15 protein-coding genes are annotated in these 15,105 nt (G+C 45.2%); 11 read left to right on the plus strand and 4 right to left on the minus strand.

Annotation, left to right across the window (positions count from 1 at the left end):
• Nucleotides 1–101 precede the first annotated feature (101 nt).
• From HQN88_RS25560 to HQN88_RS25610, 11 genes are all read left to right on the plus strand, one after another.
• Nucleotides 102–701 (plus strand): TerD family protein, encoded by a 600-nt coding sequence (locus tag HQN88_RS25560; protein ID WP_173117834.1) that lies wholly within the window; start codon nt 102–104, stop codon nt 699–701.
• A 38-nt stretch (nt 702–739) separates the two neighbouring features.
• Complete coding sequence (locus HQN88_RS25565; RefSeq protein ID WP_173117836.1) at nt 740–1,321, plus strand: TerD family protein; 582 nt, start codon at nt 740–742, stop codon at nt 1,319–1,321.
• 220 nt (nt 1,322–1,541) lie between these two features.
• Nucleotides 1,542–2,285: a TerC family protein gene (locus tag HQN88_RS25570; RefSeq protein WP_173117838.1), complete on the plus strand. Its 744-nt coding sequence runs from the start codon at nt 1,542–1,544 to the stop codon at nt 2,283–2,285.
• 81 nt (nt 2,286–2,366) lie between these two features.
• On the plus strand, nt 2,367–3,470 hold the full coding sequence (locus tag HQN88_RS25575) for an HpcH/HpaI aldolase/citrate lyase family protein (protein ID WP_173117840.1): 1,104 nt from the start codon (nt 2,367–2,369) through the stop codon (nt 3,468–3,470).
• On the plus strand, nt 3,415–4,830 hold the full coding sequence (locus HQN88_RS25580) for a phosphoribosyltransferase family protein (protein WP_246320453.1): 1,416 nt from the start codon (nt 3,415–3,417) through the stop codon (nt 4,828–4,830). The genes HQN88_RS25575 and HQN88_RS25580 overlap by 56 nt, the downstream gene beginning before the upstream one ends.
• A complete protein-coding gene (locus HQN88_RS25585) occupies nt 4,803–5,936 on the plus strand; it encodes a cysteine protease StiP family protein (protein ID WP_173117842.1) in 1,134 nt (377 codons plus the stop codon). Before HQN88_RS25580 ends, HQN88_RS25585 begins: the two co-directional genes overlap by 28 nt.
• The gene (locus tag HQN88_RS25590) at nt 5,933–6,766 is read left to right on the plus strand and encodes an HAD family hydrolase (RefSeq protein ID WP_173117844.1); all 834 of its coding nucleotides are present in this window, start codon (nt 5,933–5,935) and stop codon (nt 6,764–6,766) included. The genes HQN88_RS25585 and HQN88_RS25590 overlap by 4 nt, the downstream gene beginning before the upstream one ends.
• On the plus strand, nt 6,763–7,785 hold the full coding sequence (locus HQN88_RS25595) for an ATP-grasp domain-containing protein (protein WP_173117846.1): 1,023 nt from the start codon (nt 6,763–6,765) through the stop codon (nt 7,783–7,785). The genes HQN88_RS25590 and HQN88_RS25595 overlap by 4 nt, the downstream gene beginning before the upstream one ends.
• 261 nt (nt 7,786–8,046) lie before the next feature.
• A complete protein-coding gene (locus HQN88_RS25600) occupies nt 8,047–8,655 on the plus strand; it encodes a sigma-70 family RNA polymerase sigma factor (RefSeq protein WP_068668226.1) in 609 nt (202 codons plus the stop codon).
• A 57-nt stretch (nt 8,656–8,712) separates the two neighbouring features.
• On the plus strand, nt 8,713–9,357 hold the full coding sequence (locus HQN88_RS25605; RefSeq protein ID WP_173117848.1) for a pentapeptide repeat-containing protein: 645 nt from the start codon (nt 8,713–8,715) through the stop codon (nt 9,355–9,357).
• 26 nt (nt 9,358–9,383) lie between these two features.
• Nucleotides 9,384–9,947: a 5' nucleotidase, NT5C type gene (locus HQN88_RS25610; RefSeq protein ID WP_173117850.1), complete on the plus strand. Its 564-nt coding sequence runs from the start codon at nt 9,384–9,386 to the stop codon at nt 9,945–9,947.
• Between the two features lie 24 nt (nt 9,948–9,971).
• Here the strand turns inward: HQN88_RS25610 and HQN88_RS25615 are convergent, their stop codons facing one another.
• The 4 genes from HQN88_RS25615 to HQN88_RS25630 are packed head-to-tail and all read right to left on the minus strand — an operon-like array spanning nt 9,972 to nt 15,065.
• On the minus strand, nt 9,972–11,270 hold the full coding sequence (locus tag HQN88_RS25615) for an MBL fold metallo-hydrolase (RefSeq protein WP_173117852.1): 1,299 nt from the start codon (nt 11,268–11,270) through the stop codon (nt 9,972–9,974).
• Complete coding sequence (locus HQN88_RS25620; RefSeq protein WP_173117854.1) at nt 11,267–12,925, minus strand: ABC transporter permease; 1,659 nt, start codon at nt 12,923–12,925, stop codon at nt 11,267–11,269. The genes HQN88_RS25615 and HQN88_RS25620 overlap by 4 nt, the downstream gene beginning before the upstream one ends.
• A 24-nt stretch (nt 12,926–12,949) precedes the next feature.
• Nucleotides 12,950–14,059: an ABC transporter substrate-binding protein gene (locus tag HQN88_RS25625; protein WP_173117856.1), complete on the minus strand. Its 1,110-nt coding sequence runs from the start codon at nt 14,057–14,059 to the stop codon at nt 12,950–12,952.
• Nucleotides 14,060–14,102: 43 nt separating this feature from the next.
• Nucleotides 14,103–15,065 (minus strand): ABC transporter ATP-binding protein, encoded by a 963-nt coding sequence (locus HQN88_RS25630; RefSeq protein WP_173117858.1) that lies wholly within the window; start codon nt 15,063–15,065, stop codon nt 14,103–14,105.
• Between the last annotated feature and the right edge of the window lie 40 nt (nt 15,066–15,105).

The following is a 15,105-nucleotide window of genomic DNA, read 5'->3' on the forward strand; positions in this document are numbered from 1 at the left end:
ATTCACAAATAATTTACCCAGGAAAGTGAAACGTGATTGAATTTCATGCGTATCAGATAAGGGAGTTCACTAAAACAGGTAAGCGAAGGGAGGTGACCTCGTTGACAATCAGTTTAGTCAAAGGTCAAAAGATTGATTTAACAAAAGGTAACGCAGGTCTTTCTAAAATTGTGGTTGGATTGGGTTGGGATCCTGCCGTAGTTGAGAAAAAGGGGTTCTTCGGCTCGAAGAAATCGGCAGTTGAGATCGATTGTGACGCTTCCGTAATCCTATTGGATGAAAAGGGAAGAATAACGAATCAGAAACATGTGATTTATTTTGCTAATCTACAAAGCCCTGATGGTTCAGTTGTTCATTCTGGTGACAACCGTACCGGAGATGGCGATGGTGACGATGAGACGATTTCTATTAATTTAGGACAAGTTCCCACGGATGTAAGTAAAATCGCATTCGTCGTGAATATTTATGACTGTGTGAATAGAAAGCAAGATTTCGGTCTCATTCAATCCGCTTATATCCGTGTATTGAATGGTTCTAATCAACAAGAGTTGGTTAAGTTTAACTTAACGGATGACTACTCAGGCAAATCATCGCTTATTGTTGGTGAAATCTACCGACATGGCGGCGAATGGAAATTCAGTGCAATTGGTGAAGGAAGTACAGATACAACTATTGGACAATTGGTCAAAAGATATCAATAATGGCACAGCCAAATCCCATATAAAGAGAGGTATTTCACATGTCAATTTCATTATCTAAAGGTCAGAAAGTCGATTTAACGAAAACAAACCCAGGTTTGACGAAAGTTCTTGTTGGCCTAGGATGGGATACGAACAAATATGATGGCGGTAAAGATTTCGATTTGGATGCTTCCATTTTTGCAGCAAATGCTGCTGGTAAAGTTGGCAACGAATCCGATTTCATTTTCTACAACAACACCAAAAATGCGAATGGTTCTATCGAGCATAAAGGTGACAATCGTACAGGCGTAGGCGATGGCGATGATGAAGTTATCTCCATTGATCTTAGCGCAGTACCTGCGGAAACAGAGAAAATTGCATTCTGCATTACGATTCATGATGCGGAAGCAAGAGCGCAAAACTTTGGACAAGTTTCCAATGCTTATGTGCGTGTACTAAACGAAGGATCTGGCGCGGAATTAATTCGTTTCGATCTTGGCGAGGATTTCTCCGTTGAAACAGGTGTTGTTATCGGTGAGCTTTACCGTAATAACGGTGAGTGGAAATTTAGCGCAATTGGTAGCGGTTATAAAGACGGACTTGCAGGCTTGGCACGCGATTATGGTTTACAAACTTCCTAATAGGAAGTTTAATGTAATAAGGTGGTGCTTTCTGGAGCATCACCTTCTCTACTCTTCTTAATCAATTCAACTCGAGAAATGGTGTTCACTTGACCAGCTTTGTTGCGTTATGGATTGGAATTCAATGATCCGAGTAGACGAATCGTGTAATCGGTGAATGAGATAGATGAGGTTAGATCGCGCTAGGATGAATAGCAATTAAAACAGGGGGTCCATCTTAATGTCAGACTTTTTCCAAAGCTTTGTAGATAATTTTATGAATTTCTTTAGTTGGGACGTGCTCTCAGCAACACTAACTGATCCTGTAAACTGGGGGATTATTGGTACACTTGTCCTTCTCGAAGGATTGCTTTCTGCAGATAATGCGTTAGTACTTGCTGTAATGGTTAAGCATTTGCCGAAGGAACAGCAGAAGCGAGCTTTATTTTATGGTTTATTAGGAGCCTACATATTTAGGTTTATCGCCATTGGTGTAGGTACGTTCTTAGTACAGATTACCTGGATTAAGGTAGCCGGTGGGGCGTATCTCCTTTGGATTGCTTATAGTAATCTCTTTAAGAAGAAACACGACGATGGTGGGGAAGTCAAGAATAAAGGTCTTTCCTTCTGGCGTACGGTTCTTGCGGTAGAAATCATGGATATCGCATTCAGTGTCGATAGTGTTCTTGCAGCATTTGGTGTGAGCGACAAGGTGTGGGTATTGTTCTTGGGTGGTATCTTAGGCGTCCTCATGATGAGAGGCGTGGCGCAAGTCTTCTTGAAGCTCATTGACAAGATCCCGGAACTGGAGAAAACAGCGTTTATCTTAATTATCGTCATCGGTCTTAAAATGATTGCTGGAGCATTCGGTTTCCACATCTCACACGTGATCTTCTTCTCCGTCATTATTGTTTTGTTCGGTGGAACGATCATTCTAAGCATGCTTCGTAAAAAGGACAAGCCTGGATCCGTGAAAGAATCTTAAGTTTATTTATACGTGTAACCAATGGGCAATCCCTCCGCTAAGGAGGGATTTGTTTATTGAAATAAAGAGGGAGGAATCGGCATGCGATATTTCAATTATTTAACCGCGGATGAAGAGAAAGCTTTATTTTATTTACCGCCGAATTCCTTCCATAATCATTCGCACAAAGACATTTTAGCTCATTCTGTCGGCGCTGCTCTATACATGCCAGCGACCCGACGTACGTTCGCAGAAGATATTGCTTTTGGTAAAATCGAAGGGTTGGTGTCCGTAGTCCTTGATCTGGAGGATGCTGTAGGTGATAACGAAGTGCATGCTGCAGAAGAATCGCTTATTGGGCAAATGAATCAGATCGCTCATTGGATGGAAGTAGGCATTGTAAGTGCAGAGAATCTGCCGCTGATATTCATTCGTGTGAGAAGTGTAAATCAATTGAATTATGTGCTAGAGAGATTGGAAGAGAATGTAGCTCTACTAACGGGCATTGTGTTCCCGAAATTTACTGTGGAAAATGGCGAGGATTATTTTCAAATTCTAGAAAATTACAATGATGAGAAATCGGCATCTGCACCAATTTTATATGGATTACCGATTCTGGAATCTGCCTCGATTATTTATAAAGAAAGCCGCACTTTTACCTTACTGACGATTAACGAAATTATAACCAATTTTAAGGATTTGGTCTTGAACATCCGGATTGGCGCTACTGACTTCTCAAGCTTATTTGGGCTGAGACGAAGTCCGGACAGAACGATTTATGACATTGCTCCGATACGGGATTGTGTTGCGGATATTATTAATATATTTGGTCGTATGGAAGCTTCTAACGTGATTTCTGGACCTGTTTGGGAATATTTCCCGACGAAGGGACTCCTACATGAAGTGATGCTGGATAAAGAGAATGGCTTGATCGGCAAAACGATTATTCATCCTACGCATATTAAGCCGGTGCAAACTCTGTATGCGGTCACACATGAAGAATATACGGATGCAATAAGTATTCTGAAGAACAGTCATGGCGACCTTGGGGTTATGAAGAGTGTCTACGGCAATAAAATGAATGAATTCAAACCCCATTTCAATTGGGCGAAACGTATTCTTTTACGATCACAAGTTTATGGGGTGCTGCATGAACAACAAACCTTTGATGGATTACTCACTAGGCCAAACCGAGCGTACGTATAAAATAGCCGGCGATTTGGAGCTGCACGTCACCGTGACTTCCAATCCCCACAACATACCGCTCGACGCCTTATTCGCGATGGCGGCGAGAATTAATAAGAAACGATCTTTTTTATTTGTAAGCAAGGTGTTAGGCAAACATATCCCGGTGAACCCGTACACGTCACTGCTAAGTGGAACTGCGTTAGCGTTATTACTGCAACAAGAATTACAAGGAAGCAAGACTGAAGAGAAGGTACAGCAGGCTGTTGAGGGGCTGATATACCCTGAGAAAGCGGAAAAGGCCTATAAAGCGATCATGTCTGAGCGGTTACCGTTAAACGAGCCTATTGCTTTCATTGGATTTGCGGAGACGGCTACAGCGATTGGTCATGCGGTCTATGAAGCTTTTGGACAAGGAAGCCACTATTTGCACACGACACGCGAAGTGATCGAAGAATCACCGTCCATTCTTCAATTCGAAGAAGAACATTCGCATGCTACAGCGCACTATGGCTACTCCGATGACCCTGCCATTCTTGCTCAGCCTGAGATTCTCGTTCTCGTCGATGATGAAATTACGACAGGCCGAACTTCGCTTAACATCATTCGCGACCTGCAAGGGAAATTTCCTAAGAAGATGTACTACGTGTTAGCACTGCTGGATTGGCGTACAGAGGAAGATATTTTGCAATTTGCCCAGTTGGAAAGGGAACTTCACGTTACGATTCAAGTAATCTCATTAATTCGCGGAAATACGAAGGTAGTTGGCTCTAGTGAAAGCTTGCCATTGCAAGCGCCTAGCTCTTTACCTGAGGAAGGCACAGAACTTCTGCAAATTTCTTATGTGAATCAACTATTTTCCCACGCTCCTTTTGCAGGTAATAGACCTTATTTGCAGCATAGCGGAAGGTTCGGACTTACCCCCTTCGATACTGAACAACTAGATCGTTCGATCATGCAAACAGCCGAGCTGCTCAAGCGTAAACGTACAGGGACCAAGACACTCTGTGTGGGCACAGGAGAGTTTATGTATATCCCGATGCGGATTGCTGCTGAGATGGGTGATGGGGTGTCTTATCAATCGACCACACGCAGCCCTATTCATGTCATTGAACGCGGTGACTATGCCGTGAAATATGGCCATGCTTTCCCTTCTCCAGAGGATGAACAAGTCGTTCACTTTTTCTACAATATCCCGCACGGCATGTATCAGGAACTCTTTCTTTTTATGGAAAGAGAAGCTTCACCTTCATCCATGGAGCCGATTTTGCGAATTCTCCAAGCCAAAGGACTGCACACCCTTCATATCGTTTTCTTCTCGCCACAAACGGTCGATTGGAAGGAGGCTAAGGTATGGAAACTTGGCACGCTAGACGCATAGATGACCCCCAGCCTATGGGAAGTTATCCACCTGGTGATGTGACATTTCTACTGAAGGATATCAGCAATATCAAGCTGGAAGTTGCTTTAGATGCCAGAGAGCGGGCTATCCAAGCTGGAACGCACTATTCCGAAATGCTTCCTCAGGAGCATCTGCCTTCCTCTGATTATTTAAACCTATATCAAGAAACCCTCGAGCTGTCTGCAGAGAAAGTAGCCCTATCCGTAGGTGTGGTTGCTGAGCTTATACGAGCAAAGAAAGGGTCGAATACGGTCCTTGTTTCCTTGGCTAGAGCGGGCACGCCCGTAGGTATTTTGATCAAGCGATATTTACAAGATATCCACCAGATGAACCTGCCGCATTATAGTATTTCGATTATTCGCGGTAAGGGAATTGATGAGAACGCTCTCTTGTACATGCTGCAGAAACATCCGGGCGCAAGACTGCAGTTCATTGATGGGTGGACAGGCAAGGGGGCCATTCGTAAAGTGCTTACCCAAGCTTGTGGCAAAATGGCAAAGGATCACGGGATCATCCTGGACGATGATCTAGCTGTTCTCGCCGATCCTGGGCATTGCACGGACATGTTCGGAACCCGCGAGGACTTTCTCATTCCGAGCGCATGTCTAAACTCGACAGTCTCCGGTTTAATGAGCCGTACAGTGCTGCGCGACGATTTGATTGGCCCCTATGATTTTCATGGCTCGAAATATTACAAAGAATGGCTGGATCACGATCAGTCTAATCATTTTATCGAAGCGATTGTGCCTTTTTTCAAGAAGGTGACTAAGGAAGCACAGGAGATGGCGCAATCTATAGCCGCGCATCCGCCTGAGATTTCTTGGCATGGCTTACGGGATATCCAAGCGATTCAGACAACCTATCTCATGGCTGATATCAACCTGATTAAGCCTGGTGTGGGAGAAACGACGCGTGTATTGCTTAGGAGAGTACCGTGGCGGATCTTGGTAGACCGTATGGATAATCCGCATATTCGGCATATTTTGCTGTTAGCTGAGGCGCGTGGTGTACCAGTTGAGGTGTATCCAGGCCTCACGTATTCGTGCTGCGGCCTCATACAATCTGTGAAAGGGGATGCCGAATGATTTATGCCAGTGATTTAGATCAGACTTTAATTTATTCGCAACCAGCAGAGCGAGCGGAGCATTTGGGAGATCGTATCATGGTTGCCGAGCTCATCGATGGCAAAGTGAGATCCTATATGTCCTCCAGCACGTATCAACGATTACAAGAGCTGATGAATGAACTCATTTTCATCCCTGTGACAACACGAACGATTGCCCAATATGAGCGAATACACCTCATCAGTCAAATTCTGAAACCCCAATATGCCGTGACAAGCAACGGGGGGAATATGCTGATCGAGGGTAAGGTGGATATGGAGTGGCGAGATCTTGTCAGGACTCGTGTCAGCGAAACGAGTGCGCCAGTGGAAGATATTCGTCTAGTCATGCATGACGTGCTAAGCCAGGACTGGGTGATTAGCTCAAGTTGGTGTGATGATCTCTTCTATTCTCATATCGTTGAGCGCGACCGAATGCCACTGCAGGAAATAGCTGATCTCAGCACTCATTTGAGGGGGATGGGCTGGCGTACTTCCGTGCAAGGAAGAAAGGTGTACATCGTCCCTGAAGGCGTAAGCAAAGGAGCCGCAGTTGCACATCTGAAGCAAGTACTTGATGGACGGAAGGTTATCGCTTCCGGCGATTCACTGCTGGATCAGAGCTTATTAGACATCGCAGATTATGCCATTGCTCCAGGTCATGGAGAGTTATTCCGTCAAGAGCAACTGACACCGTCGGGGGTATACAGATTTACGGAGGAGTCTGGCATTTTTGCAGCCGATCATATCACGTCATTTGTACATTCCACACACAGCGAGCACCGAAAGTTGCTCATAAAGGAGCCCTTATGAAAAAAGTATGGTTTAACCGTTGGTTCTCGGTCGCTTATCATTACATGAACAGCATTCGTAACAATGAGGATGGCGTTCAGTTTAAAATGTACGCTACACATCCAGATCGTACTCATATGGCGCTGCAAGCGGCGGATTTTGCAGATACAGAGCCGGTTCTCGGCGATGACGACTATGTGGAATTCGCATTGAATTTCTGCAAACAGCATGGCATTGATGTGTTTATTCCTAGGCTGCATATGTACGCGATTGCCAAGCATATCGATGAGTTTGAGAAAATTGGTACACGTGTAACGGTTTGTCGTAATCTTGAGCTTTTAGAGAATCTCATGGAAAAGCAAAAATTCTACGAATCGATTCGGCCTAAGGGGATCGTAGCGATTCCCGATTATCATGTGGTGAATACCGCCGAGCAGTTCCTTGTGGCGCATGATGCCCTCACTGCGGCTGGTCATGGTGTCTGTATGAAGCCGACGAATGGTGAAGGTGGCAATGGATTCCGCATTATCAGTAATAAGCGGAATGCGCTGAGTGATATGTTTGGACCGGTTATGCCGTATCTCACGAAAGAGCAAGCCTACCAGAACTTCTCGACAGTGGAACGTTTTGAAGACGTCATGGTTATGGAAGTACTGAATGGCCATGAATACAGCATTGATTGCTTAGCTTCGGCATCCGGTGAGCTGCTTGCCGCAGTCCCTCGTCGTAAGGCGGATGGACGATTGAGGCTGCTGGAAGAAGTGCCAGAGCTGATTGAACTTGCTAACCGTGTAGCTGCTACCTATCGCATTCCTTTTAATTATAATATCCAAGTTAAATACAATCAGAGTGTACCGAAGCTGTTGGAGATTAATCCGCGGATGTCAGGCGGTTTGCATGTCACTTGCTTATCGGGCATTAACTTCCCTTATTTAGCAGTAAAATCACTGCTTGGCGAACATGTTGAGGTCCAAAAGCCGACCTTCGGCTTATTGGCAAGCCATATTGAGCAATATGTTATTATGAATCTGGGTGAATAATCACTGCCGCGCATCATATCTTTGATAAGAGATGATCATTTCGTATCAATCAGCAAAGAGGGTGCGCGGTATGATCGTAGGCGGAATTATCTTATTCGGAATTATTGTAACGTTAATCGTCATAGCAAGTGCAGAGAAAGCCGAATATGTGTCCAATTTTATCGATAAATAGTCATCTTTGAAGCCTGAAAAGGTTTCTTTTTTTTGCTTCGATTTGGTAGAATAGAAGATAGGTAGTTTACTAGGTGAAGGAGATTTAACATGCTGCAATTAAGCGATAGTCAACTTGCAACAATGTGGAGTCAAGGAGATGCGAAAGCGTTTAATCGACTTCTGGAGCTGTATAAAGACAGAATTTATCGATTAGCTTTTCGTATGCTTCGTAATAAATCAGATTCCGAAGATGTTGTTCAGGAGACTTTTTTGCGTGCACATTTGAATTCCCATCGATTTGACGCTACCAAAAACTTCTCCAGCTGGATCTTTAGCATTGGCAAAAATGTCACGATTGATCTGATGCGGAAGAAGAAAAAAGAACTCTCCATGGATACGAGTGGGTTTCCTTCGCAAGATGAACGCCCCCTGATTGAGAAGTTAGTGAGTCATGAGAAGACGCCTGAGCTTCAGCTTATCGAACAGGAAACGTATAGCCAGGTGGAACAAATGATTCAAGATTTGCCAGATAAATATAAAGACCTCATTGTTTACAAATATTATTTGGATATGTCGCTAGAAGATATTAGCCGAGAAGTGAATTTACCTGTTTCTACGATTAAGACGAGGCTTTTCCGTGGCCGGAATTATATCAAAAGAAAATGGGGATCCTTATTCTTCATGCTGCATAGCTTATCCACGATGATTATTTTATAAAGGTAAGCCGATAAGGCTTATTTTTTTGCCCATTACCTTATGTTAAAGGAGTTATTCATGAGTATTCTTAAATTAGATGCACCCAAAATGCCTAAAGAATTGCCCGTCATAACCTTGCAAGAAGGTAAATTTGAACCTGAGGATAGTTTTCATACTGGCATCATTAGTGATTGTATCATTGATAATCAGTCAGCCTATAAGGTAGCGTTTGATAAAGTTATTTTTCGCAATGTGACCTTTACGCGAATTGCTATGAAAGAAATTGAATTTACGGACGTTATTTTTGATCGATGTGATTTATCGAATGTCGACTTTACAGAAGCAACGATACATCGAACGGAATTTCGGAATTGCAAAATTATCGGCATGGATCTTACTGGATCTACATTACGAAACATCCTTTTTCAAGATTGCTTAGGGGATTTTTCGACCTTCCGAATGGCAAATCTCAAACAAATCACGTTTCATACGTGTTCTTTAAATAGTTCTGATTTTTATGAAGCGACTTTGCAAAAGATACAATTTGAGGTTTGTCAGTTGGAACAAGCCCAATTTACTGGAACGAAACTGGATGGAATCGATCTCAGCACGTGTGAGTTTACAAGCTTGGGTGTAAGTATTGAGGATTTGCGCGGTTGCATCATTTCTAGAGAACAGGCTTCGGTATTTGTAAGTCTTTTTGGGATCAAACTAAAAGAATAGAGTCAAGGTGAATGGAGGGGTAAACGGTGAAACTTGGATTTGATATTGATGATACCCTCATTAATCTAAGAGAACATGCTTTTCATATTTATAATCAGACGTTGCAACAGAACATTGGGTTAGAGGTGTTTCATGCCTTGCCATCGATGGAGATTCACAGCGCTTTTGGATTAACCAAAGAAGAAGGCGGAAAGTTGTGGTACAGCTTGCGTGATGAAATTTATTATTCAGACTGTGCGTTATTCCCCCATGCGCGTGAGGTTTTGAACCAACTGGTGGAGCAAGGACATGAGGTGTATTACATCACGGCTCGAGCCAAAGAGCATACAGAGCGCACACGACAATGGTTGCTCGACCATGGATTCCCTGTCGCAGAGGGGCATTTCTTCTGTGGGATGAGTGATTCCGAGAAAGTACATATCATAGAGGCGCTAGAGCTGGATTATTATTTTGATGATAAACCGACCGTTCTAGAGACGTTAAGCCACCTGCCTGTCCGTATTTGTGTGAAGGATAGATCCTATAATCGCCATCTGGCATTGCCGCGGATTACGTCTTGGGATGAACTAGATGAGCTTATGAAGGGTTAAAAAAGCAAAGAAGTGCTCGCCTCGTTACAAAACGATTCGAGCACCTGGCTGAAGGGAGAGCAGATCTTGCTCTCCCTCTTTTTCTAGCTGTTGGAGCAACGCATCCGTATCCCGTTTCGGTGCATGGACGAGCAGCTTGAAGTTGCTGCGCATAGATTGGAGCATCCGGCGGACATCGGGGAGTCCTTGATGAATTTTGTAGCGGGTGGCGCGTATGCGGCATCCGCTTTCTGGATCTGGCAGGGCTAGTAGACGCCAAGCGAACGTACCTTTCGCAACATGCCCCGTGATCAAGATGCCATTGTTTGGATGATGACGAAGCACATCGTAATACCGTTGCGCTTTGAGGGATTGCATCATGCCATCTGTCGTGAACCAAATGGCCGCGCGCGAACATGCAATGTCCTCCTGGAGAAGACGTTCACGTTCAGCATCGGTCGAGATGATAGTATAACGTGACCTGCTTAAGGCTTCGGCTAATCGCGCTGCCATGCCTCCCTTGAGCCAGCTTGGATGCCCAAGCATGAGCTTCATCGAATCGATCAGCTCGCGCTCCACCCGGATCGGCGTTTCAGGATACCGCTGTTCCATAAGGAGCAGAAGCTCCTGTCCTCGTCCGGAAACAGGAACGGGCAAGAGTAGCAGGCTCTTTGCATTCATAACGCAATCTGCCTCCTTGTAGAGATGCTCAAGCTTTGTCTCTTGCTCATCCATGTCCGTGCTGTAGGCAGCATCGATGATGGCACCATCGATTGTGATCCCCTGATCGCTTAGCCGCGGCGTATCTGTACCGAGCAGAATCGAATCCTCGCTATAGTCTCCTGAGTAGAAAAATCGCTTGCCTTCAAGTTCTATCATAAGCCAGATGGAACCGAGCATATGGCCGCTGCGCCCCCAACACACGCGAAGTGTAGGGGAGATTGCAAACCATTGCTGCGCCGGGGCACTCTCTTCGATGAATGCGTACCTGACAGAAGCAAGGTGGGATTCCTCGTAAGGGAGTTCGCCACCTTGTTGACGCACATAATTTCCCCAGTTCGAATGATAACTAGGAAGCTGCTCAGCCGTAATGCGCGTCGTCCATACGACGCCTGTGTAACCTAATTTATACAACCAAGGGATGGCAATTGAATGATCTTCATGAGCGTGTGATAGAAACACGGCATCGAGTGCAGCCACTCTTGAAGCATCTAGGAGAGGGTATTCACCGACGCCTTCACGTTTTACCCCACAATCGAGCATCACACTGCTCTGCGCATTACCAATCCAATAACAGGAGCGCCCGTGTTCACCGGCTCCGCCCCATACTTCCACATGCATCATTCCACATTCCACTTTCTGTTTGAATTCATGTTGTTGACAATCAATAGTAGGATCGTCGTAAGCCCTACGGAAACGACGGCCATGGCCATGCCGAGCGAAATTTGACCTTGTTCAAATTGAGCGAAAATATACGTCGCCGACGTCTGCATCGACGGCGGAAGCACCATCATCGAAGCGACAAGCTCGCGGAGCGAGATGGTGAAGGTCATCATCCAGCCGGCGATAATGCCCGGCAGGAGAAGGGGCAAGACGATACGTCGGAACACGTACCACGGCTGCCCGCCGAACACTTGCCCGGCTTGCCGCAAGGACTCGTCGAGCTGGCCGTTACGTGCCTTGACGTATTGCACGGTGTACGGCAGGAAGAATACCACGTAAGTGAGTACGACCATGCCGTAGGTATTGTAGAGATGGAGCGGCATCCATGGCGCGTTCCATAGCATGATGAGTCCGACTACGAGGACCATATCGGGAACGGTGTTCGGCAGCAGGCTGAACATGTCTGTGATCCGTTCCGGCAAGCGTTTGCCGCGCCCGATCGTGAGGGCGAACCATGTGCCAAGCGCTGCCGCTAAGCAGGCGGCGAGCAAGGCGAGCCCCATGCTGTTCGTTAGGGCCTTCATGCTTGGCGAGCCCCAAGTCAGCAGCTCACCGTAGTGTCGGAAGGTGAGGTTCGTCCAAGCGAGCCCATTGCCCCTAAGCTTCATGAGCGAAGCCGAGATGATCGAGAAATAGGGGATGCCAATCGCCGAGGCGAGCACAAGAATGACGTACAACCAAGCTAGAGCACGTTGCCAACCGCGATAGCCCATTAATTTCCCTTGCGAGCTTTTTCCGCTCACAAGGTTATAGGAATGTCGGCGTACAATGACAGATTGTACATACCAGAGGATGAGGCAAGCCATTAGCAGGAGCGAGGCTAAGGAAGTTGCTTTTCCGAAATCGACTGGCCAACTAGAGATAGAAGATTGAATCTCCGTTGTAAGAACGAAATATCCGATACGTTTCCCGAACGTGATAGGAGTACCGAACTCGGCCAATGTTTTTACAAATATGAGCAGTGCTCCCATTACATAGCTGGAGAACACAAGCGGTAGAAGCACCCGCCGTAAAGTATAGGAATAGCTAGCCCCATGTACAGCTGCAGCTTCTTCTTTATTACCGCCGATTTGCAGAATGGCATTACGAAGAATGAGATACAGGAATGGAAATAAATGCAGGCTCATTATGGTGATCATGCCGAACAGGGTGAAGAAATGGCTGCTTATCCAGTGACTTCCCGGAAAAAATTGCTCAAGGTATCCTCGCGGCTGCATAAAGAGAATCCAGCCCATAGATCCAATGTATGGTGGCGTCATGAAGGGAATCAGCAGAACGATATCAAGCCAACGATGCTTGCGCAGCGGTGTTTTAGCCATGATCCATGCAAGCGGTAAGGCGAGCAGTGTACTGCCAACTACCACCCAAATGCCCAGCATAAAAGAATTTGTGAATACACCAGATAAATCTTTTTCGATTACGGTTCGTAATGGGGCTAGGAGATCTAAAGTCCCTTTTGTCCAAATACTTTTCCAAGCCACAAATAGAAGAGGAAGGACGACTAGCATAGCTAGAAGCAGCAAGGCTAAGTACGTCCCAGTACGTTTTGCGATCATCTTGTCGTCATCCCCAACCTCATCTTACTTTTTGAATAATTGCGTAAATTTTTGAGTGATTGCATCTTGATTTTCATTCATCCAGCTCCAACTCACATCAAAAGTAGGAATGTCTTTCGCACTAACGCGGCCTTGAATTTGGATGTCGCTGCGACCTGAAAGCAAGTAGGAATCTGTAACTAATTTCTGAGCTTCATCCGAAAGCAAGTAATCAATAAATGCTTTGGAGGCATCAACGTTTTTGGATGTTTTCATAATCATCGCAGGTCGCGGGGAGATGACCGTCCCACTTGCTGGATAGATCAAATCAATCGGCTCACCTTTTGCTTTTGAAGCGTAAGTCATATAGTCAACACTTGCCATAACGATCTTTTTAGCCCCAGAGATAACTGGATCCATAGCTTCCTGATTAGCACCGGCAATGATAGCGCCATTTGCTTTCACTTTTCCGAACAAATCCCAAGCGGCATCACCGTTTTTATTTGTATAGCCAGACATGAAATCAAGTGCGGAACCGGATTGCGCTGGGTCTGGAATATTTATTTGATCTTTCCACTCTGGCTTCATCAGATCGCTCCACTCTTTCGGCGGATTCGTTACAAGCTTCGTATTATAAGCGATACCTAAGGCAGACAGACTGTAGCTAAAATAGTTCCCGTCCTTGTCAGAGTAAGCAGGAATCAATTTATCCCCATTTTTTGCTTCTTTATACGGAAGTGTTAAACCACTTTTTGTCATTCCGATTGCGGAAGGAAGCGAAGCAAGAATAACAACATCGACAACAGGATTGGACTTTTCAGCTTCCATACGTGCCATGATTTTACCAGTGGTTCCTTGGAACATTTCAACTTCTACACCCGTTTTTGCTTGAAAAGCTTTTTGAATGCTAACGGCAAGCGGGTTAGGCCCGGCGCTATAGACAACAATTTTGCCACTAAGTTTTTTAGCTTCTGGCGTTGCCGTTGGTGCTGCTGAAGTACTCGCTGCAGCAGTTGCAGGTGTAGCTGTAGCTGTCCCTGACCCTGCTGTCGTTGTTTTACTAGCCGTCCCGCACCCTGTTAAACTGACTCCTACTAAAACCGTCATTAATGCTAATGAACTCATGTGGAAAGACTTTTTCATTTTCGTTTTCATTGTTTTAACGCCCTCTCTTATAAATGATTATGGTAATTGCTAGTTAAAGCACATGAATCTGTTGCTGTGATACATATAACTGGACTGAATCTCCGATGGTTAATCGCGAAGGGTGGTAAGCCATCCAAACCTCACCCGTGCTTAGTTGCACAGTAATTTCATATCGTTCTCCCATGTAACTGACCGTTTGTACGATACCTGTGTATGTCAATTCGTCTTCTGATAAGGATGTCCATCTCACATGCTCAGGTCGGACTAATCGCTTGTCCACTTCCAACCAATTGGTTTTACCAATAAATCGGGCTGTGAAGGGATGGGAAGGTTTTTTGTAAATAGTTTCAGGTGTATCTTTTTGTAAAATACGACCATCCTTCATGACAATGATTTCGTCTGACATCGACATCGCTTCGGTCTGATCATGCGTGACATATACGGTTGTAAAACCGATTCTTCGAACTAAATTCATGAGCTCGAGGCGCATTTCTTCTCTTAAAAGAGCATCTAAGGCGCTCATTGGCTCATCGAACAAGACGAGCTGAGGCTGAACCACAATCGCACGAGCGAGTGCGACACGTTGCTGTTGACCTCCAGAAAGCTCATGTGGATAGCGCTTTTCTTTTCCTTGCAACTGTACCAACTCAATCGCTTCCATCGTTCTTTGACGCCAATTTGTTTTGTCGCCAGTAGCTTTAAGTCCGAAAGCAACATTCTCTAACACAGATAAATGTGGCCAAAGTGCAAAGTCTTGAAAAACCATGCCAAAATTACGTTTGTGTACAGGGCGATTAATTCTGCCTTTTTTTGAAAACAAACAGACATCTCCAAAATGAAGCTCACCTTCATCTGGTGTCTCCAGACCAGCGATGATCCGAAGCAGGGTTGTTTTACCGCAACCAGAAGGGCCGAGTAAAGTTGTGAACCGTCCTTTGGCGAGGGAGAGTTCAATGCCTTCCAGTGCCGTCATGGAACCAAATGTTTTGCTTATACCGCTAAGTTGTAGAGACATCGCATGCTTCCTTCCGTGCTTTTGATCTCACCTTTAGTGT

It is taken from the genome of Paenibacillus qinlingensis, from assembly GCF_013204845.1.
GTDB classification, from domain to species: domain Bacteria; phylum Bacillota; class Bacilli; order Paenibacillales; family NBRC-103111; genus Paenibacillus_E; species Paenibacillus_E qinlingensis.

Excerpts from the sequence above, each read along its gene's own strand:
- HQN88_RS25565 (WP_173117836.1), top strand. The coding sequence starts at position 740 with ATGTCAATTTCATTATCTAAAGGTCAGAAAGTCGATTTAACGAAAACA.
- HQN88_RS25570 (WP_173117838.1), top strand. The coding sequence starts at position 1,542 with ATGTCAGACTTTTTCCAAAGCTTTGTAGATAATTTTATGAATTTCTTT.
- HQN88_RS25575 (WP_173117840.1), top strand. The coding sequence starts at position 2,367 with ATGCGATATTTCAATTATTTAACCGCGGATGAAGAGAAAGCTTTATTT.
- HQN88_RS25580 (WP_246320453.1), top strand. The coding sequence starts at position 3,415 with ATGAACAACAAACCTTTGATGGATTACTCACTAGGCCAAACCGAGCGT.
- HQN88_RS25585 (WP_173117842.1), top strand. The coding sequence starts at position 4,803 with ATGGAAACTTGGCACGCTAGACGCATAGATGACCCCCAGCCTATGGGA.
- HQN88_RS25590 (WP_173117844.1), top strand. The coding sequence starts at position 5,933 with ATGATTTATGCCAGTGATTTAGATCAGACTTTAATTTATTCGCAACCA.
- HQN88_RS25595 (WP_173117846.1), top strand. The coding sequence starts at position 6,763 with ATGAAAAAAGTATGGTTTAACCGTTGGTTCTCGGTCGCTTATCATTAC.
- HQN88_RS25600 (WP_068668226.1), top strand. The coding sequence starts at position 8,047 with ATGCTGCAATTAAGCGATAGTCAACTTGCAACAATGTGGAGTCAAGGA.
- HQN88_RS25605 (WP_173117848.1), top strand. The coding sequence starts at position 8,713 with ATGAGTATTCTTAAATTAGATGCACCCAAAATGCCTAAAGAATTGCCC.
- HQN88_RS25615 (WP_173117852.1), bottom strand. The coding sequence starts at position 11,270 with ATGATGCATGTGGAAGTATGGGGCGGAGCCGGTGAACACGGGCGCTCC.
- HQN88_RS25620 (WP_173117854.1), bottom strand. The coding sequence starts at position 12,925 with ATGATCGCAAAACGTACTGGGACGTACTTAGCCTTGCTGCTTCTAGCT.
- HQN88_RS25625 (WP_173117856.1), bottom strand. The coding sequence starts at position 14,059 with ATGAAAACGAAAATGAAAAAGTCTTTCCACATGAGTTCATTAGCATTA.
- HQN88_RS25630 (WP_173117858.1), bottom strand. The coding sequence starts at position 15,065 with ATGTCTCTACAACTTAGCGGTATAAGCAAAACATTTGGTTCCATGACG.